This is a genomic window from Moorena sp. SIO3I6 (genome assembly GCF_010672095.1).
The window spans coordinates 42,932-62,152 of sequence record NZ_JAAHHU010000033.1 but is presented as its reverse complement, the minus strand read 5'-3'; the positions used below and the strand labels follow the sequence as shown (position 1 = coordinate 62,152).

The 19,221-nt window shown below is 44.8% G+C and carries 22 protein-coding genes and 1 pseudogene; 6 read left to right on the top strand and 17 right to left on the bottom strand.

Annotated elements, in window-relative coordinates; translation table 11 throughout:
- The first annotated feature begins 638 nt into the window (after positions 1–638).
- Positions 639–1,694, top strand: coding sequence for a Fe(3+) ABC transporter substrate-binding protein (locus tag F6K49_RS12485; protein WP_293046137.1), 1,056 nt, complete (start codon positions 639–641; stop codon positions 1,692–1,694).
- Between the two features lie 340 nt (positions 1,695–2,034).
- Here the strand turns inward: F6K49_RS12485 and F6K49_RS12480 are convergent, their stop codons facing one another.
- The gene (locus tag F6K49_RS12480) at positions 2,035–3,711 is read right to left on the bottom strand and encodes an iron ABC transporter permease (protein WP_293019928.1); all 1,677 of its coding nucleotides are present in this window, start codon (positions 3,709–3,711) and stop codon (positions 2,035–2,037) included.
- Between the two features lie 282 nt (positions 3,712–3,993).
- Here F6K49_RS12480 and F6K49_RS12475 point away from each other — a divergent pair, with 282 nt between their 5' ends.
- On the top strand, positions 3,994–5,379 hold the full coding sequence (locus tag F6K49_RS12475) for an aldehyde dehydrogenase (RefSeq protein ID WP_293068285.1): 1,386 nt from the start codon (positions 3,994–3,996) through the stop codon (positions 5,377–5,379).
- On the opposite strand, the gene F6K49_RS12470 is transcribed toward F6K49_RS12475, so the two are convergent.
- The 13 genes from F6K49_RS12470 to F6K49_RS12410 form a co-directional block, all read right to left on the bottom strand.
- Positions 5,369–5,623 carry a hypothetical protein gene (locus tag F6K49_RS12470; protein ID WP_293096950.1) on the bottom strand — a complete coding sequence of 85 codons (255 nt, stop codon included), beginning with the start codon at positions 5,621–5,623 and terminating at the stop codon, positions 5,369–5,371. The genes F6K49_RS12475 and F6K49_RS12470 overlap by 11 nt on opposite strands.
- Before the next feature lie 58 nt (positions 5,624–5,681).
- A complete protein-coding gene (locus tag F6K49_RS12465) occupies positions 5,682–6,422 on the bottom strand; it encodes a hypothetical protein (RefSeq protein WP_293046145.1) in 741 nt (246 codons plus the stop codon).
- Positions 6,423–6,549: 127 nt separating this feature from the next.
- Positions 6,550–6,693, bottom strand: coding sequence for a hypothetical protein (locus F6K49_RS12460; protein ID WP_293096947.1), 144 nt, complete (start codon positions 6,691–6,693; stop codon positions 6,550–6,552).
- Between the two features lie 321 nt (positions 6,694–7,014).
- Complete coding sequence (locus tag F6K49_RS12455) at positions 7,015–7,188, bottom strand: hypothetical protein (RefSeq protein WP_293046527.1); 174 nt, start codon at positions 7,186–7,188, stop codon at positions 7,015–7,017.
- 241 nt (positions 7,189–7,429) lie between these two features.
- Positions 7,430–7,603 (bottom strand): hypothetical protein, encoded by a 174-nt coding sequence (locus F6K49_RS12450; protein WP_293046529.1) that lies wholly within the window; start codon positions 7,601–7,603, stop codon positions 7,430–7,432.
- A 254-nt stretch (positions 7,604–7,857) separates the two neighbouring features.
- Positions 7,858–8,031, bottom strand: coding sequence for a hypothetical protein (locus F6K49_RS12445; RefSeq protein WP_293046527.1), 174 nt, complete (start codon positions 8,029–8,031; stop codon positions 7,858–7,860).
- Between the two features lie 377 nt (positions 8,032–8,408).
- Entirely contained in the window at positions 8,409–10,049 is a 1,641-nt protein-coding gene (locus F6K49_RS12440) for a S8 family serine peptidase (RefSeq protein WP_293068279.1), read from the bottom strand.
- A gap of 1 nt (position 10,050) precedes the next feature.
- Positions 10,051–10,395 (bottom strand): hypothetical protein, encoded by a 345-nt coding sequence (locus F6K49_RS12435; RefSeq protein ID WP_293046521.1) that lies wholly within the window; start codon positions 10,393–10,395, stop codon positions 10,051–10,053.
- 318 nt (positions 10,396–10,713) lie between these two features.
- Positions 10,714–10,887: a hypothetical protein gene (locus F6K49_RS12430; protein ID WP_293046518.1), complete on the bottom strand. Its 174-nt coding sequence runs from the start codon at positions 10,885–10,887 to the stop codon at positions 10,714–10,716.
- 106 nt (positions 10,888–10,993) lie between these two features.
- Positions 10,994–11,350, bottom strand: coding sequence for an SH3 domain-containing protein (locus F6K49_RS12425; RefSeq protein WP_293019947.1), 357 nt, complete (start codon positions 11,348–11,350; stop codon positions 10,994–10,996).
- A gap of 13 nt (positions 11,351–11,363) precedes the next feature.
- Positions 11,364–11,648 carry a hypothetical protein gene (locus F6K49_RS12420; protein WP_293068276.1) on the bottom strand — a complete coding sequence of 95 codons (285 nt, stop codon included), beginning with the start codon at positions 11,646–11,648 and terminating at the stop codon, positions 11,364–11,366.
- A 258-nt stretch (positions 11,649–11,906) separates the two neighbouring features.
- Entirely contained in the window at positions 11,907–12,086 is a 180-nt protein-coding gene (locus tag F6K49_RS12415; RefSeq protein WP_293019951.1) for a hypothetical protein, read from the bottom strand.
- A gap of 42 nt (positions 12,087–12,128) precedes the next feature.
- Positions 12,129–12,422: a hypothetical protein gene (locus F6K49_RS12410; RefSeq protein ID WP_293046512.1), complete on the bottom strand. Its 294-nt coding sequence runs from the start codon at positions 12,420–12,422 to the stop codon at positions 12,129–12,131.
- Between the two features lie 23 nt (positions 12,423–12,445).
- Here F6K49_RS12410 and F6K49_RS12405 point away from each other — a divergent pair, with 23 nt between their 5' ends.
- Positions 12,446–12,607 carry a hypothetical protein gene (locus F6K49_RS12405; RefSeq protein ID WP_293046509.1) on the top strand — a complete coding sequence of 54 codons (162 nt, stop codon included), beginning with the start codon at positions 12,446–12,448 and terminating at the stop codon, positions 12,605–12,607.
- A 431-nt stretch (positions 12,608–13,038) separates the two neighbouring features.
- The gene (locus F6K49_RS12400; RefSeq protein WP_293019955.1) at positions 13,039–13,647 is read left to right on the top strand and encodes a CDP-alcohol phosphatidyltransferase family protein; all 609 of its coding nucleotides are present in this window, start codon (positions 13,039–13,041) and stop codon (positions 13,645–13,647) included.
- A gap of 134 nt (positions 13,648–13,781) precedes the next feature.
- Here the strand turns inward: F6K49_RS12400 and F6K49_RS12395 are convergent, their stop codons facing one another.
- The 3 genes from F6K49_RS12395 to F6K49_RS12385 are packed head-to-tail and all read right to left on the bottom strand — an operon-like array spanning position 13,782 to position 16,175.
- Complete coding sequence (locus tag F6K49_RS12395; RefSeq protein ID WP_293096943.1) at positions 13,782–14,402, bottom strand: class I SAM-dependent methyltransferase; 621 nt, start codon at positions 14,400–14,402, stop codon at positions 13,782–13,784.
- Entirely contained in the window at positions 14,395–14,553 is a 159-nt protein-coding gene (locus F6K49_RS12390; RefSeq protein ID WP_293068271.1) for a hypothetical protein, read from the bottom strand. The genes F6K49_RS12395 and F6K49_RS12390 overlap by 8 nt, the downstream gene beginning before the upstream one ends.
- Before the next feature lie 5 nt (positions 14,554–14,558).
- The gene (locus tag F6K49_RS12385) at positions 14,559–16,175 is read right to left on the bottom strand and encodes a radical SAM protein (RefSeq protein WP_293068269.1); all 1,617 of its coding nucleotides are present in this window, start codon (positions 16,173–16,175) and stop codon (positions 14,559–14,561) included.
- A gap of 174 nt (positions 16,176–16,349) precedes the next feature.
- On the opposite strand from F6K49_RS12385, the pseudogene F6K49_RS53325 reads away from it, so the two are divergent.
- Together F6K49_RS53325 and F6K49_RS12380 are read left to right on the top strand one after the other, a co-directional pair.
- Positions 16,350–16,448: pseudogene (locus tag F6K49_RS53325) on the top strand (four helix bundle protein); the annotation flags it as partial.
- Positions 16,449–16,767: 319 nt separating this feature from the next.
- Entirely contained in the window at positions 16,768–19,197 is a 2,430-nt protein-coding gene (locus F6K49_RS12380) for a penicillin-binding protein 1A (RefSeq protein WP_293096938.1), read from the top strand.
- The last annotated feature ends 24 nt before the right edge of the window (positions 19,198–19,221 follow it).

The following is a 19,221-nucleotide window of genomic DNA, read 5'->3' as shown; positions in this document are numbered from 1 at the left end:
CCGACTTCCCTCTTCCCTGCTCCGAACGCGCCCCGCGTGGCCCACGGCCTCAGTCCCTAAAAACCCAGAACTTTGTACCTAACTGAATTGCAAACCGCTGTATAAGCGTCCCGACTCCCGACTCCCGACTCCCGACTCCCGACTCCCGATTCCCGACTCCCGACTCGCTCAGTAGTCAGTAGCCGCTAAATCTTATCAATTGTAGTAATGCTGGTAAGGGTGTTGCCAAATTTCAGGCACGAAGAATTGCTAAACCCTTTATCTGAAAAGGTTTTTCAGTCCCTGTTTCCTAAGGGCGGAAGTTCCCTCCTGGGTGCAGCGCTATAACTTTCAGCTCTATTCCTCTGAAAAATTTTTGGATAAATTTCTGATAAGCCATTAAAAATATTCTATTATAATGAGTAAAGTTCCTCTTCTACACACTGACCTAATCATCTACTATAGGGTCAAGTATATAGTCAAATCAGGTAATTGAAAGGATTTATCTGGCATTCGACCGTCTAAGGTAGTTTACAAAATTCCCAAACTAATCGATAATTTATTTCGATAGCAGTAGGTATGGTAACTCAGGTGCTGGATTACCATACCTACTGCATAAGTTTAGCGACAATCCTAAGGAGAGAAAGTAGTAGTTGCTGATGAACATCAATAGAAGAAATATCTTACTAGCAGGTGGTACAGCCATGGCGGCTTACACCTTGGGTGAACTGGGTAAACCTCGTAGAGCAGCCGCCCAGAATGAGGTAGTCAATGTCTACTCCTCTCGTCACTACAAGACCGATGATGACTTGTACGACAACTTCACCCGCATCACTGGTATTGAAGTGAATCTGATTGAGGGGAAAGCAAATCCATTAATAGAACGGATTAAAAGTGAGGGGGCGAATAGCCCAGCTGATGTCTTAATCACTGTTGACGCTGGTCGTCTGTGGAAAGCTGACCAGGCTGGTATTTTTGCCCCGGTTAATTCATCGGAACTCAACGCCAAGATTCCCGCTAACCTGCGACACCCTCAAAATCACTGGTTTGGGTTCACTAAGCGAGCGCGGGTGATTATGTATAATAAAAACAGAGTCAACCCTGCGGATCTGTCAACTTACGAAAATCTGGCTGATCCCAAATGGCAAGGTCGCATTGCTATCCGCTCATCAAGCAACGTCTATAATCAATCTCTGGTTGCGTCACTGATTGCCAGCCTGGGTGTACCAGCAGTAAAATCATGGGTCGAGAGCTTTGTGGGTAACTTTGCTCGCAAGCCTCAGGGTAATGATCGAGCCCAAATTGAAGCGGTTGCTGCTGGGATTGCGGATATTGCGATCGCAAATACTTATTATCTACCTCGCTATATTAAATCCGATGACCCTGCCAAGCAGGGGATATTCAAGAAAGTTGGTGTATTTTTCCCAAATCAGCAAAACCGGGGTGCCCACATTAATATCAGTGGTGGCGGCTTGGTGAAAACAGCTCCTAATCCAGGAAATGCTATCAAATTCTTAGAATATCTAACCAGCCCTACGGCTCAGACCTTCTTTGCTCAAGCTAATAGCGAATATCCAGTGGTTCCTGGAACACCGATTGATCCGGTACTTGCGGGCTTTGGTTTTCCCTTCAAGGAAGATCCAACCAGTGTTTCCCAATATGGACCTAATAGTGCTACAGCAGTTCAACTGATGGATATTGCTGGTTGGGTATAACAGTTGTAAATTAGGTGAAGTACTGTCGTATTAGGGAGTAGGGAGTAGGGAGTGGGGAGTAGCGCGCAGAAAGCAAAAACTCCTCTTTTCTCTGTTCCCTATTACCTTTTTTTTGAATCCAACACCATGAAGAATTAAGAATTAAGAATTTAGAATTTAGAATTTAGAATTTAGAATTTAGAATTTAGAATTTAGAATTTAGAATTTAGAATTCTGCCTTCTTCATTCTCCATTCTTCATTCTGCCTTCTCCATTCTCCATTCTTCATTCTGCCTTCTCCATTCTCCATTCTTCATTCTGCCTTCTCCATTCTTCATTCTTAATTCTTCATTCTGCATTATTATCCCTGAGATTTAGCAATCTTTAAACTCAATAAAATTACTGGAATAATCCCTACTAAAACAATCGCTAAGGCTGGTGCTGATGCCTGTATTAATCGTTCATCGGAGGCATACTGGTAAACTCTTACTGCCAGGGTATCAAAATTAAAAGGTCGCATGATCAGAGTTGCTGGTAACTCTTTCATCACATCCACAAACACCAACATCGCTGCTGTCAACAATCCTCCCCACATTAATGGGGCGTGAACTTTAATTAGGGTAAGCGTAGGTCCATAACCGAGACTGCGAGAGGCATCATCTAAACTAGGCTTAATCTTACCTAGGCTGGATTCAACGGTATTGAATGAAATTGCTAGGAAGCGTACAAGATAGGCGTATACTAAAGCAATGATGGTGCCGCTAAAAAGTAAACCGGTGGATAGGCCAAAGGTTGCCCGCATCCAGCTGTCAATGGTATTATCCAACTGACCTAAGGGCATTAAGACACCAACTGCAATCACTGAACCAGGGATAGCATAACCCATGGCAGCAGTGCGTACTGCTAAGCGCATCCCTAGTTTGGGCACTAGACGTTGCCCATAAGCCATGACTAATGCTAAGACCATGGCAATCGCAGCTGTTGTAATGGCTAATAGTAAACTATTTGTAGCTAGCTGCCAAAAATTATCATCTAAGGTTTCCTCGGCATTTTTAATGGTCATGTGCAGCAAAAATGCTGCGGGTGCTAAAAATCCAAGAGCAATGGGAAGGAAACAGGCTAACAGCGCCAGTATGCCTCGGCCCCCAGTTAGTGAAAATGGCTTGATTCGTTGGTAACTACTGCCAGTCTCATAATAGCGAGATTGCTTACGAGACCAGCGTTCTAGTAGAATTAAAACAATTATGAATAGTAGCAAACAGGCGGCTAGTTGAGCAGCAGCTGACCTCTCACCCATTCCTAACCAGGTACGATATATCCCTGTAGTGAAGGTACTGACACCGAAATACTCTACTGTGCCAAAGTCGCTGAGGGTTTCCATCAGTGCTAAGGCCAAACCTGCCATGATCGCCGGTCTGGCTAGGGGTAGAGCCACGGTGAAGAAGCCACGCCAAGGGGTGCATCCGAGGGAACGAGCAGCTTCTAGGGTACGCACGGATTGCTCTAGGAAAGCTACCCTGGTGATGAGGTAAACGTAGGGATACAGCACTAGAGACAACATTGCGATCGCACCCCACAGAGACCGGACATTGGGAAACCAATAATCCTGCACGCTAGTCCAGCCAAACAGCTGCCGCAGCCAGGTCTGTACGGGTCCAAAAAAGTCCAGCATATTGGTGTAAGTATAGGCAAGTAAATAGGCTGGTGCTGCCAGAGGCAGTAGTAGCGCCCATTCAAACACCCGGCTTCCCCAGAAGCGACACATGGTTACTAGCCATGCTGTTGAAACCCCAAGGATTAAGACTCCACTACTTACACCTAGGATTAACCACAGGGAGTTGACAATGTAACTGCCTAAGACAGTGGAGACTAAATGAGTCCATACTTCTGAAGAATCGGAGAACATACTGCCCAGCACAAATAGGACTGGTGCGCAAATTAGGAGTGCGATCGCAATTACCGAGACTGTCCAACCAGGCAAACCCAGACGATGCCATGGTTTGTTACCGCTCAATAGTGCTGAAATTTTTAGTGGCATCGGGAGTTTTCAGGCAAATGATTGTTTTGAGGAATGTTTTCAAGGAGCTGAACTCAGAGGCTGTTTATACAGTCAATGTATAGACAGCGATGAGTTGCTTAATATTGGTGGGTTACGGCGGACAGCTCTCTTCAAAGGTGAGCTTTTAAAGTACTCCCCGCCTAACCCACCCTACGCTAAACTCTTGCAAGTATTTAGCAATAAACTATCCTATCAAATAATTGCTAACCTTGAACCAGAAGAAAATGATTTTTTTTTTCCGTTCAGGGGTTAAATTTTAAGATGCTTGAACTACAAACCAGTCAAGTCAAAGATATTTTGGCTCAGCAGCGCAATTTTTTCAGCACCGGTAAAACCAAAGATGTGGCATTCCGGATCGCCCAACTCAAGCGCCTCAAGGAAGTTATTTTAGAAAATGATGCTGCCATTTTAGAAGGCTTGAAAGCCGACCTGCACAAGGCGGAATTTGAATCTTATGCTACCGAAATTATCCTGGTGCAGGAAATTGATCACACCCTCAAGCATATTAAATCCTGGGTCAAGCCCAAAAGAGTCCCGGTCTCAATGGCAAATTTTCCAGGCTCGGGTCAAATTTATCCCGAACCCTTGGGAGTAGTACTGATTATCAGTCCCTGGAACTATCCATTTGCTCTAGCCATTGCTCCTTTAGTGGGTGCGATCGCAGCCGGAAACTGTTGCGTGATCAAACCCTCTGAAATCTCCCCTCACACCTCTGGTGCGATCGCAGAGATTATCCAGAAAAACTTTGACCCTGGCTATATTGCTGTAGTGCAAGGGGGAGTAGAAACCAGTCAGGAACTGTTAGCAGAAAAATTCGACCATATCTTGTTCACCGGCAGCACCCAAGTTGGCAAGATTATCATGACTGCTGCTGCCAAACACCTAACCCCAGTCACCCTAGAGTTGGGGGGTAAAAGTCCCTGCATTGTGGAGACAGATGTGCCGATAGAGACTACAGCAAAACGAATTGTTTGGGGTAAGTTTCTCAATGCCGGTCAAACCTGCGTTGCACCAGACTATCTGCTGGTCAATCGGGAGATTAAATCTGATTTACTCGAACAAATCAAAGCCTGTATCCATAAATTTTATGGAGACGATCCCGCCAAAAGTCCAGATTATGCTCGGATTATCAGTGATAAGCATTATCACCGTTTAAGTACCTTACTCAAGGATGGTGAGATCATAATTGGTGGACAAACTAATCCAGAAGACCGCTATATTGCTCCCACGGTCATCGACAATATTTCCTTAGAGGATAAAGTGATGGAAGAGGAAATCTTTGGTCCGATTCTACCTGTGATTGAATACAGTAATTTAGATGAAGCGATTGGGATAGTTAACCAAAGACCAAAACCATTAGCGCTATATTTTTTCTCCAGAGACAAAGCAAAGCAACAGCAGGTTTTGCAACAGACCTCTGCTGGTGGTGTTTGCTTGAATGAAACAGTTATGCATCTAAATGTTCCTTCCCTACCATTTGGTGGGGTTGGTGATAGTGGCATGGGTGCTTATCATGGGAAAGCTGGTTTTGATACCTTTTCTCACCAAAAAAGCGTGCTGAAGAAGTCCTTCTGGCTGGATTTGCAGTTGCGCTATGCTCCCTACAAAGACAAACTGGAACAGATCAAGAAATTTATTAGTGGTTAGTTATTATTGGTTTTAGGGAGTAGGGAGTAGGGAGTAGGGAGTAGGGAGTCGGGAGTAGGGAGTCGGGAGTAGGGAGTCGGGAGTCGGGAGTCGGGAGTCGGGAGTAGGGAGTCGGGAGTCGGGAGTAGGGAGTCGGGAGTCGGAAGGTACCGCCGTCTTGGGGAGCCAGTTGCTGATCTCCCCATCTCCCCATCTCTTCATCTCCCCATCTCCCCACACTTCCCACACTTCCCACACTCCCCATCTCCCCATCTCCCCATCTCCCCATCTCCACACAGTGCGCGCGGCGCTATAATTAATCCCTAATCATCATCGGACTTCTTAGGCTCATCCTCACACCAGACTCCACTGGCTAAGCCACTCCAGCAGATCATCTTCCATTTAGCCATGGATAGTTTAGGAATTTTAGCAACGAATAGCCAGTCAGAGTAATCTAGGTGCTCATAGATACCATCTTTGGCACCACTATGATTCAGCCAGCCCCAGCCAGAGATACCTTTATAGCCCCGGTGCTCCGTATCATCACCAAACCGGAAGGAGTATTGATGTTTACCGAAGTAGTCTACTAAATCAAAGGACTTGAACTTCTTAGACTTGATTGTCCCCTTACCCATGCCAATGTTGTACTTGCCATAGGCTTTCTCCGTGACATAGGCATCGTTGTCTTTATGTCCCACAATCTTGTAGCTAAAGTCGATATCCCAGTAGTCAGTTGTCCCTTTTTTGTAATTCTTCCCTTCTTTTTGTCCACCGAAGGCTTTTCCGTAGATGTGGATCTCACCTGTGCTGGTGTAGTCGAGGAATACTTCTGCCCCCTCGTACTCAAAATCAAAGGTATAGATATCTCTGGGATTACCAGTGAGCAGTCCATCAAGACGCAAGCCATAGGGTGGTGGACTGGCACTAGCACCAGGGTGATTGCAAAGTTGGAAGGTACACTTTTGTGGAGCAAATGTGGGCTTGAATGAGAAGGGAACTAAAAAATTGATCGGAATCTCAAACTCACAGTTGTAAGCGGATTCGTGGATATTTTCGTCAGGCATGATTTGCCCTCCATCAGGTAGTTTTGCAGGTAGTGTTAATCTCTCCCAATGGTCTCATAATTTACTAACAGGTTGCGGTACCCTTAAGGGTACCTTTTAGTTAACGTTTATTATAGCATGTTTCAGTTTAGTGAGATACAAAATTTGGGGGAGTAGGGAGCAGGGAGTAGGGAGCAGGTAGTAGGGAGCAGGGATTAGGTTTAAAAGTTTTTGGAGTGGTAATTTCGGGCGCGGTAAAGGGGGTGATAGTGGAAACAATTATGTACCTCATGAGTATGAACTTTTTGATAGCTGGTCACTTTTACCTATGTAGAGTCCTGCTCTATTTGTAATATCATGTCAGGATAATTACCCTTAATAAAAATCTCCCTATCTCCCCATCTCCCCATCTCCCCAGACCTCCCACCCTCCCCACCCTCTCCTTAATTATGGCTATTCAACCAGACTTGATATAAATGTTATGGTTATCAGCAGGAGACTGGTTAAGAAAAACCCCCTGACTTGATAAGCCTAGGGGGATTCGAGGAACTAATTTCTATGAACTAATTCAAAGCCAGCCGTTAAAAATTCCTGTCAAAGATTCCTAAGGGGATTAAGTGCTAACGGGTTCGGCTGGCTCAGTAGCTGCTCCGTTCTCTTCGATTTCCATTTCCTCATATTTAGTAAAGCACTTACGCTTAGCACCTACAGCGAGATCGAGCACAATGGGTACTTCTAATTTGATGGGAACTTGGAACACACAGGGTTTATGGTATTTGTAAGCCATGGGTTTTACCTCTTGCTGTAATTAATTTCAATCAACACATTTATATAATGTCAAATAATCCTCTGGCTTGGCAGTACCCTTGAGGGTACCTTTTTTTGACTGATAATAAGATAGCCTAACTTAGCTGTGATTATCGGTTAACCATAAAAACTCCTCCATCCTGAGTTCAGAATGGAGGATATAGAGGAGAGATAGGACTTAATTTATGCCCAGATCTTCCTGTTAAAGATTGCTAAAGAGATTAAGTGCTAACGGGTTCAGCTGGCTCAGTAGCCGCTCCGTTCTCTTCGATTTCCATTTCCTCATATTTACTAAAGCACTTACGCTTAGCACCTACAGCGAGATCGAGCACAATGGGCACTTCTAATTTGATCGGAACTTGGAACACACAGGGTTTATGGTATTTGTAAGCCATGGGTTTTACCTCTTGCTGTAATTAATTTCAATCAACACATTTATATAATGTCAAATCTAACCCTGGCTTGGCAGTACCCTTGAGGGTACCTTTTTTCAACTGATGATAGTCTCCCATAACTTAGGGGTGATTATAGGTTAAGCTCTACAATAAAACTCCTCCATCCTGAGCTCAGGAGGGAGGAAACAGAGGAGAGATAGGAATTAATTTATGCCCAAAATTTCAAAGCCAGCTGTTAAAGATTCCTAAACAGACTAAGTGCTAACGGGTTCAGCTGGCTCAGTAGCCGCTCCGTTCTCTTCGATTTCCATTTCCTCATATTTAGTAAAGCACTTACGCTTAGCACCTACAGCTAGATCGAGCACAATGGGTACTTCTAATTTGATGGGAACTTGGAACACACAGGGTTTATGGTATTTGTAAGCCATGGGTTTTACCTCTTGCTGTAATTAATTTCAATCAACACATTTATATAATGTCAAATCTAACCCTGGCTTGACAGTACCCTTGAGGGTACCTTTTTAGCAGCTGATAATAAGATGGCATAACTTAGCCTCGGTATTGGTGGGGATTATTATCGCTTAACGAATAAATAAAAACTCCTCCATCCTGAGGTCAGAATGGAGGATATAGAGGCAAGGTAAGAGCATCTCAATCAGGCTTGACACAAGGGATGATAAGAATCTACCTACTCCCTAAAACCTAGAACTTTGTACCTCACCCAATTGAAAAATGCTATAGCGTTAGATACCAAGTATTTCAGCCTGTTTCGTCGCCCCTTCAGGTACAGTTGTTACTCAAACACCTACACGTTCAAGATGGATTCCACACTAGCTTTCAGAGAAAAATCTCCTGCTCCACGAAAAGAACGAACCATAACAAAATATTCACCTGGTTCTGAAGGTCGGATACTAATTTTCTCGTCAGGTAAACTGGTATACCCACGATAGTCGAACTCACTGATAGTTGGCTGCAATGCCTTTCTGACATAGAGATCGAAATCTACACCATCGGGTCCATCTAGCTCAAGGCTCAATGAGGTGCCGACCCTCACCCGATATAAGCTAGAATCGCCAGTCTGCTTTAAATGCCCTGAAACCGCCTCTCCTATTTGTAATTCCGGTATTTCTATCCGCTCTAGGGCATTGAGGATGGCTGGAACATCGATCAGCCCAAACCCATGATCGTAGTCAAAACCTGCCACACCCAAATCTTCGGCAGTTCGGCGCAACAGTTGACGAAGTTCAGCGGGAGAGAGAACCGAAGGCGGATACTTCGTCCGAATCGATGCTACAACACCAGCCGCAACAGGACAAGCTGCTGAAGTGCCAATATCTGCTGGATAAACTCCTGAGCCAACAAAATGAGTATAGGCACAAAGATCGGGTTTTTGAGAGTCGAGATGTCCTGGTCCCTGACTAGAATAGCCAACTCGCTCTTTATTAACTGTCACCCCAGCAATGCTAAGGACACTTGGATGAGAATTCGCACCATAAATGGGTCTGTTAGTAACGCCTTGGCATCTTCCATCAGGACATTCTGCACCACAATTACCAGCAGCAAAAAGAATATCAGCACCAGCATCCTCTAAACTTTCAACAATGATGTTAAAGGGATGATTGGGATTATCACTGTAATTGCCAGGATGGCCCACCGGAAAGTCCCAAGAGGGATGAAACATTGCCCAACTATTATTAACTACCAAAGCTGGTTTAGGTTCTGGGGCTGTTGAGAGTATTTGCAGCAAGTTACTGAAAGCTTTGACAGCATCACTCAAAAACCCATCCATTAGCGAGCCACCTGGTGTCTGCGATCGGAGAAGGGCATAGTCGAGAAGAGTGCTGTTTGGCGCAGCAATGCAGACATCAAAGGCACACATTGTTCCATGACCGACAGGCATATTACCTGGGGTAAGTCCAGATACTGGAGTCCAGCTTTTGCTCCCATCGAATTGAGGTGTTTTACCCTTACTGTTTAGATGGGATAGATTGACTCCGCTATCAACGATCGCCACCATTACGTTAGACCCATCCATTCCTTTTGCTTGAAGTTGTGGAAATTGCAGTAAATTCTCCACATTTCGATGGGTTCCCACTGAAGCAGTTGGACAAATAGCGATCGCACTAATTCGTGGATCTGAAAACACACCAATCGCATTAGGGTCTTGTTCAACTGCCGCTATTAAAGGCTCTAGTGCCTCATCTGCCACCTCACCTCTTAACAGATAAGTGGAAACTTCAGGGCGAGCATCAAAGGAAAATAGTCGTCCCACTTCTGTGACTCCAACCTCTTCTCGTCTTTGTCGATTAGGCACCAAAACAGGTGTATAACTTTGATCCAGTGAAAAGCCATCAATAGAAACAGCCTCTGTTGTCATAGTGAAACTCTCGGCAGTCATTGCAGCACGGAGTTCCGGCATAAATCGCATCTGAATTAACACACGCATGTTATTTATCCTCTTCTTCTTGAGATTCTGTGGGAGCTATTTTTATATCACCGTGAACTCCCTTGACTAACGGTTGTATTGCTATCAGTTTTTGAGAATCCATGTCACCCGATACACGGATGACATACAAATCCCGCTTCGGACTTATGAGAATTAGACCATAATCTTCATCAATCTCTAAGTCTTTGATTCCATCTAGTTGCTTCACGAACTCCAAAGAATTGTTAGGAGGCGGTAGATTGAGTGTAATTAAGTAACGCATTTTTCTAGCTTGGTTGACATTCAAGTGGCAAGCTACTTGAACTGTCTCTAAGTGAGCAAAAACTGAATATTCCAAGTAGAACATACGAACAACAGCTCTTGTACTTTTATTTTTATAATCCCTACAGCTAGAACAGGGTAAACACATCTAATTTTTTTATTCCTATATATAGTTTTTATTGAATTCAATGAACACTATATATAGGCAATTTATTGTCAATAAGCACAATAGCGATGCAGCGCCGCCAAAGGGGGTTTCCCCCATGAGCGACTGCATCAAGACAAGGCCGGGTTTATTGAGAACTACCCCCGGTTACCCAACAAGATGCGCTTACCCTGGATAGAGAGGAGATATAGGAATTAATTTATGCCCAGATCTTCCTGTTAAAGATTGCTAAAGAGATTAAGTGCTAACGGGTTCAGCTGGCTCAGTAACCGCTCCGTTCTCTTCGATTTCCATTTCCTCATATTTAGTAAAGCACTTACGCTTAGCACCTACAGCTAGGTCGAGCACAATGGGTACTTCTAATTTGATCGGAACTTGGAACACACAGGGTTTATCGTATTTGTAAGCCATGGGGTTTACCTCTTGCTTTAATTAATTTCAATACATTTATATAATGTCAAATCTAACTCTGGCTTCACAGTACCCTTGAGGGTACCTTTTTTCCCTATAGACCTACTTAATCATTAATGGGAGCACATTCGACCTTGAGTAAATCGTCGCGAATCCATCCTTTGGCTCCACTTACTGGAAAACCTACTCTGTGCCAACCATAGCCAAAGCTGTCTATTTTGTAATCTGGCTCTGGAGGAGTTGCTGTCAGGACGTAGACATTATCACCCACTAAACCATAACCCAAGCTTCTATAATTAGTTCCTGCTCCAGAACGTAAGGTGATCCGAGAATTGGGGTTGTTAGCAGTTAGGGTGGCTAGACAGTGGGAACGCTCACTAGGAAAAGTATGCTGAGCAAAAGCCTCAGTTGTCGGGACGGTAATTGCAGCAGCTGTAGCTAGGAATAAGATTGCTTTTTTCATTTGTTTTCTCCAATCATCGACGTTTCTTATTTACTAGTAAAATAGAAATAACAGTTGGAGTGATTGGAAACAGTGTCAGTTTATTAGTAGTCCTAAAGCTGACACCAATAAAACCTGATTTTTCCATAGTTAACACTGTTGCTAGTACAGACAGTTGAGAAACTGGTCTATGCTGGTCTTGTGGGCGGGGAATAGGGAATAGGGAGTAGGGAGTAGGGAATAGGGAGTAGGGAATAGGGAGTAGGGAGTGTGGGGAGATGGGGAGATGGGGAGATGGGGAGATGGGGACCCACCCCATTCCCCTCCCAGGAGGGGAATGGGGAGATGGGGAGATGAGCAACTGCAGTGGAAACCGCTAAAACCATGCTGCATCGCTACTTGATTAACTCTAGCATGCATGCCTCTTGCCAATGCCCTTGCGCGTAGCGCTATATCAGCAGGAGACTGGTAAAAAAAACCCCTGGCTTGATCAGCCTAGGGGGGTTTCAGGGATTAATTACTATGAGCTACTTCAAAGCCAGCCGTCAGAGATTCCTGTCAAATATTCCTAAAGGTACTAAGTGCCAACGGGTTCGGGTGACTCAGTAGTTTCGCTACCTTCGGCCTCTTCGAGCTCCATTTCCTCATATTTGTCAAAACACTTGCGCTTAGCAGCGACAGCGATGTCGAGAACAATGGGTACTTCTAATTTGATCGGAACTTGGAACACACAGGGTTTATGGTATTTGTAAGCCATGGGGTTTACCTCTTGGTGCAATTCATTTCAATCAACACATTTCTAGAATGTCAGATCTAACTCTGGCTTCACAGTACCCTTGAGGGTACCTTTTTTTTGGGCGTTGCTTAATAATGGAATGATTTTAATAGTTTTGTGGAACGGGCATCTTGCCGTGGAACGGGCATCTTGCCGTGGAACGGGCATCTTGCCGTGGAACGGGCATCTTGCCCGTTTCATTTTCGCGCGGGCAGGATGCCCACCCCACTCATATTCATTCCGCCCCTCAGCAATGCCAAAAATCGAGTAGCTCTCGCACTTTGCTAGACACGGTTGAATCCGTTTTGCTTTGGTCACGCAGCTTGGCTGGGGTAACTCCAATGGATCTGCTACACGATGCTCAGCAAAGAGCCGCTACGCGAACGCATAATTCCCCTGTCAACTGGAATGCGATGCTCAGCAAAGAGCCGCTACGCGATGCTCAGCAAAGAGCCGCTACGCGAACGCATAATTCCCCTGTCAACTGGAATGTGATCCCATGATTACCCTTTCCACAGTAAAGCGTACCCATGATTACCCTCTCAAAAGTAACGCGATGCTCTGAAATAGCGGCAATTGCAGCAGCTGTAGCTAATCAGAACATTGCTTTTTTCATTTCTTTTCTTCAATCATCAACGGTTCTGATTTAGTAGTAAAACCGAAATAACAGTTGGAGTAATTGGAGACAGTGCCAGTTGATCAGCAGTTCTAAAGCTGACGGCAATAAAACCTTATTTTTCCATAGTTAACACTTTGCTAGTAAAGACAATTGAGAAATTGGTCTATGATCCTATTGTGAGTAAACTGTGCTGCTAATACTTTATAAGGGAGTATCAAGCCAGCGCCCAATCATAATTAGTGGGCAATAAGGGCGTGTTATAGATACTAGGTTCCCTAGAGCCTTAATGTAAAAATTAGAGGTAGCAAATTTAGGATGATGATCAAACTAGTACATATTCCTAGCCTTCTAGTTAGGATTCGCTTTGCAATTGCTCCCTTACTCCTTTTAGATGCCCTGGATCGTAACATCAGCTATTGGTTTATTATTGGTTATATCATTGCCGTACTGTCAGACATTTTTGATGGCATCATTGCTCGTCGATTAAAGGTTAGTACAGTCCAACTTCGTCAAGCAGATAGTTGGGCAGATATCTGTCTATACTTGTGCGTTGCCATTAGCACCTGCTTGGTATACCCCAAGGTTATCAAAGATTTCCAAATCCCTTTATTGTTAGCGATCGCTGCCCAAGTTACTTTGTTCACAATCAGTCTAATCAAGTTCAGAAAATTCCCTAGCTTCCATACCTACACTGCGAAAATATGGGGGTTAACGCTACTGGTGGCCACGGTGGGATTATTTGGTTTTGACTATGCTAAAACCCTGTGGTTCGCAATCGCCCTTTGTCTGCTCAATAGTTTAGAAGAGATTGGGATGACGTTGCTCTTGCCTGAGTGGCAATGTGATATTTTAAGCATCTTCCATGCATTCAACTTACGCCAAACCTTGATTGCAAAATTAAAAATTCAGGAGAAGATTGGCTGAAGAATAATATAGCAGTTCTCAGGACGAGTGAGGTAATTTAATCCTAGGTTTTAGGGAGCAGGAATCTTCGGAACAGTCGTCGTTCCCTGCTCCCTACTCCCTACTCCCTACTCCCTACTCCCTCAAAACCTAACCTAATTGAAAACCGCTCTACTACTACGGCAAATCAATCCTTCTGATCCAAAATGTGTGTAAGAGTATGGATTATTCTGATCTGGCCACAGTTGCTGGCCTTTCTCAACTCCAATTTCTTTAACTACCTCTAACTTACCTTCATCGATCGCTTCATTAACTGCCCTAAAGACGCTTTCCCATGCTCCGTAATCATCAAAAATGATCAATGCATTCTTAAATCGCTTTAAACAGTTATCAATATCTTGTTTGATATACTCGTATTTGTGACGTGCATCTATTAAAACCACATCAGCAGGAAAGGTTAACTCATTCCAATCAGAATTATACACATCAAATCTTTTGAATTTTACATTAAAATTAAAAAGATTGTTTAGTCTTGCTACTCTCAGGTACCTATCGTTAACATCTAAACCCAGATATTGAGTGAAGTGATCAGCTAGGTGCTTTGCGGTCAAGCCCTTGTAACATCCCACCTCTAATAAAGTAGATTTTTTTTTCGGGAAAAATTGTTTTACATGATCACGGAATTGTTGGCTAACTGTCCAACAATCTTTACTTTTATCTACAGGTAGGACTAGATCCTGCCATGTATTCTGTATTTCATTGAATATCTCAAGCATAGGTTGTAATTAGTAACAGTAATAAATAGTAAAGGGAACAGGGAGTAGGGAGTAGGGAGTAGGGAGTAGGGAGTAGGGAGTAGGGAATAGCGAACTTCGGATCAAATAGATATCCTATCAAATAAAATAACTGACACCACACACTTCCCACACGCCCTATTCCCCATTCCCTACCCCCAGGGCTGTCGCAGCACCTAAGTGCTTAAGCAAGGTGGCCATAGGAAGTGGCCCAAGCAGATGACTCCAAGGCAAGACTTGCTCTGTTGACCAGTCGGTATAGACGTAGAAGTCTAGTTCAGGTAACTGTCCTCGCAATTGTTTAAAGGCACGGCGGAAACTGCCTAGGGAATCCCCATAATGCCTGGTTAGTTCTAAGAGTTGGGATAAGCGACGATCCCCTCGGGAAATCAGTGCTTGAATTACTGACCAGTTGTAGCTTTCTGGTCGAAAGTCTATGGCTTGCGATCGCAATTTTTTCTGCAACAACTTGAGGCGCTTCTGGGCTTGGGGATTGACACCAAACCACTGAAAGGGTGTATGAGCTTTGGGAACAAAGGTGGAGCAACCGAGGGTTAAGCCTAGACCGGGGGCTGCTTTCTTAATCTGTTCCATCATCGCTACAGTTTCTTCAACATCTGCTATTTCCTCTCCGGGAACTCCTACCATCCCGTAGAGTTTCAGACGTTTTAATCCCCCTGCTTTAGCATTGACTGCTGCCTGGATAATTTGGTCATTGGTGAGTTTCTTATTAATAATCTCGCGCAACCGTTGTGAGCCACTTTCCACTGCAATCGTAATGGAACGGGTGTTCCGTTTAGTTAGGGTTTGGGCTAGCTTTTCGGTAACTGTATTGGTTCGCACTGAAGCAAGACTCAAGCGCACATGGTTGTATTGTGGCTGATTTAGGTAATCTAACAAAACATCAAACTCGGGATGCTGGGTGACGGATGCTCCCAGTAAGCCAATCCGGTCTGTTACCTTTAATCCCCTTTCTATAGCTGGAATCAACGAATCGATAGCGCTAGGAGTACGAAATGGTAACGTCAGGTAACTGGCCAGACAGAAACGACACATCTCTGGACAACTGCGCACCACTTCTACCATGTAGATGTTTTCCCAAGCGGCTTTTTCGGTGACCACTGTGGAAGCAGACAGGGTATTGCCCCGATAGGTCTGTTTAGATACCGTGGCAGGAATCTGATCAGACACTGGTTGAATGGATGCGATCGCACTCGTTAGGTCATGGTAGGTTACCTGATATAGACTGGGTATATAAACTCCAGGGACTTGAGCCAGATGCTGCAATTGAGTATTACGTTCAGCAGTGCGAACCTCTTGATAAGCATCGATAAAATTATCTAGCAGGATTTCCCCATCTCCGAGCAAAATCACATCAAAGAAGTCAGCAAAGGGTTCTGGATTAGCCGTTAACACGGGACCGCCACCAAACACTAGGGGATGGCTAGAGTCTCGTTGTGCTGAGTATAGGGGTATCTCCAAAAATTCCAATCCCGCTAAGATATTGACATAATCCAATTCCCATGATATAGAATAACCTAGTAATTCTGGCTGTCTCGGTAATGGCTCATGGTAATCGGTGAATAAGCGGCTGACCATTAGGTCAGGGCGCAAGGCTAAAGATGCCCACACTATCTGATAGCCAAGACTAGTAATACCGACGTTGTATTGATTAGGAAAGGCAAAGATAGTAGGAATGGCATTGGAGTCAGGAGTGGCTGGTGTAAACAGAAGACGCTCGGAGGAAAATACCACAGGGTTTAAAGTTGACGAATCATGTTGAACAATAGCAAAAAATAACGTTTATTTTATTATTTCCATTATGCTTTGGTTCATGAGTAAGCATATGCGCTACAGATGGTGCTACTTGAGGTGCCGTCAGCTGTCAGCAGTTAGCTTAATGCTTAAGGCAACGGAGTTGCCGAACTAGCCCGTTTCCTTCAAATTGCTATGGGTTCAGCCAGTGAACTTGAAGATCACCTGTTACTGGCAGAAGATCTTAACTTAACTATTAGCCAAAGACTATGAATCCCATCCCAGCAGAGGTAACTCAGCATTATCCGAATGCTTACCTGTTTTATTCAAAAGCTGATAGCTGAATGCTGATAGCTGAATGCTTACCTAGTACGTAGAAATCCGGATTTTAGGCAAGCAGAAAGAAAAAAGTGACAGATTCACTAAATTTAAGATTTATAGCCCTAAAATAGACAACAAGTTATAAGACAACAAGTTATGGCTGCTTTTGTATTGCTAAGGAGTTGATGTGTCAATATTTTCCCCGAAGCCCCAAGATCGACATAGCCACCACCCTCCGAATCCCTCAAAGAAACTGACGGAGAAATCGGATTTGAATAGGAGTGCTGTGTCTAATAATGGCAAGCCCCCCTCATCAAAGCCAAGACGGCGGAAGCGGTCGAGGGTAGTTGCCCAAACTCTCAACGGAATCAAGCGTGTATCTACTACAGTTATCAAACCGCTAATCGGACCAAAAGCAATCTATCGTCGCTCCTGGTTTTGGATCGGACTAGGGGTGGGTGGCAGTGCGATCGCATTGGGTTGGGGTTGGCAAAAGCTAGAAAGCTCTCTGCCAGATTCTACTAAGGATGTCTTGACCTATGTTCGAGATGACACCATCACCATCAAAGCTGCCGATAGCACTATTATCCAGCAAATTGGGCCAGCTACCCATGAGACCCTCAAGATTTGGGAAATACCCGAAACCCTGATTGAAGCCTTCATTGCTATTGAAGACCAACGCTTTAAAGAGCATAAAGGGGTAGATTCCCAGGGTATTCTCCGTGCTACTGTGGCTAACCTGAAAGCTGGGGGAGTAGTAGAAGGAGGTAGCACGATTACCCAGCAACTCGCTAGAATTGTCTACTTTGATCACGAACGCAGCATCGTACGGAAACTCAAAGAAATGCGCATGGCGCAGAAAATTGAGCAGGATTTGACCAAAGATCAAATCCTGGAGCGCTATTTAAACTTAGTCTATTTGGGTTCCGGTGCTTACGGCATTGCTGATGCGGCTTGGGTCTATTTTAGTAAACCCGTAAAAGACCTGACCTTGGGAGAAATAGCAACACTGGCGGGATTACCTCCAGCTCCTAGTGTTTACTCGCCATTGTTTGAGGGCAAAATCAATAGCTCTAGGCAAAAAGCAGCCAAAGAGCGTCGTGATGTAGTATTGCAGCGGATGTTGGAAAATGGCTACATCTCCCAGGCTGAAGCCGACAAAGCCATGGCCGAGCCCCTGAGTATTAAGCCAAGCCAACCGAAGCGACTGGAGCGTAAAGCATTCTATTTCACTGAATACATCCAACAAGAATTGCCCAAATACGTTTCCAAAGAAGTACTGGCTCAGAAAGGGCTGACTATTGAAACTACAATTAATTTAGAGTGGCAAGATGCTGCTGAAACTGCTGTCCAAAAGACCATGAAAACCTATGGTCGGTACCAACGGTTTGGACAAGCTGCACTAGTTGCCGTCGATCCCCGCAATGGTCAGATCAAAGCCATGGTCGGGGGTAAGGATTTTAATGACCTAGATAGCAATAATTACCTCAATCGGGTCACCCAAGCTCAGCGTCAGCCTGGTTCTACATTCAAAACATTCGTGTATACCGCAGCATTAGCAACAGGGATGTCTCCCTATAAAGGCTACATGGATGCCGGATATATAGTAGATGGTTACGAACCTAAAAACTACAGTGAGAGATTCCGGGGTTCGATCTCAGTGCGGGATGCCCTGATTTCTTCGGTGAATGTAGTAGCCGTAAAAACCCTAGTGGATGTGGGCTGGGAGCCGATCATTAAACTAGCTCAAAAAATGGGGATTAAATCCAAACTCCATTCCACCTACTCCCTAGCCTTAGGAGCATCTGAGGTAAACCTGTTAGAACTTACCAGTTCCTATGGCACCTTAGCCGCCCAAGGCATTCACCACGATGCTCATGGGATTCGCCGCATTATTGACCAGCACGGTAACGTGATTTATGACCACAAACTCGAGGGTGAGCGAGCTATTGATGCAGAAACAGCAGCCATTGTGACCTGGATGCTCAGGGGTGTGGTTACCGGGGGTACCGGAACAGCGGCTCAAATTGGACGACCAGCAGTTGGAAAAACCGGTACTACGGATGATGCCCGTGACCTCTGGTTTGTGGGCTATATTCCCCAATTAGTAGCTGGGGTTTGGTTAGGTAATGATGATAATAAGCCTACCAAGGGTTCTAGTGCAACTGCTGCTGCCACCTGGCGTCAGTTCATGTTGGAGGTAATCGAAGACTTAGACCGTGAGTCCTTTACTGAGCGCCCCAGGAAGTTATCAGGTCGGGAAGCTACCATTGAAGCTCAGCCGATTAAACCCAAACGAGTTATTAACAAAAAATTTGTTCCCACTACCGTTACCGCTTCCACAACTCGGTCAAGGAGAAGAACTAGTTCAAGAAGAGCTAGTTCAACCAGAAGAGCCAGTTCTACACGGCGGCGTAGTAGTCGGGTCAGGGTGTCTAGGAAGAACTCTCAACCCAAACGGTATTACCGTCGCAAAGCTACAACTAAACGGTCTTATCCCCGTAAAAGTACCACCAGACGCTATACGCCTAGAAACACTGCCCCGAGACGGTCAGCACCAGCCAAGCGCAGGTATGCACCAGCACGAGCAAGGCGCAGACCAGCACCAGCACCCAGAGTTGCTCCCAAGCCGGTGGCTCGTCCTAAGCCTCAACGCAAGCCAGCAGGAGGTCCGTTAGCTCCCCCAGCAGCTAGAAAGTAGGTATCGAAGCCATCATGCTGGATG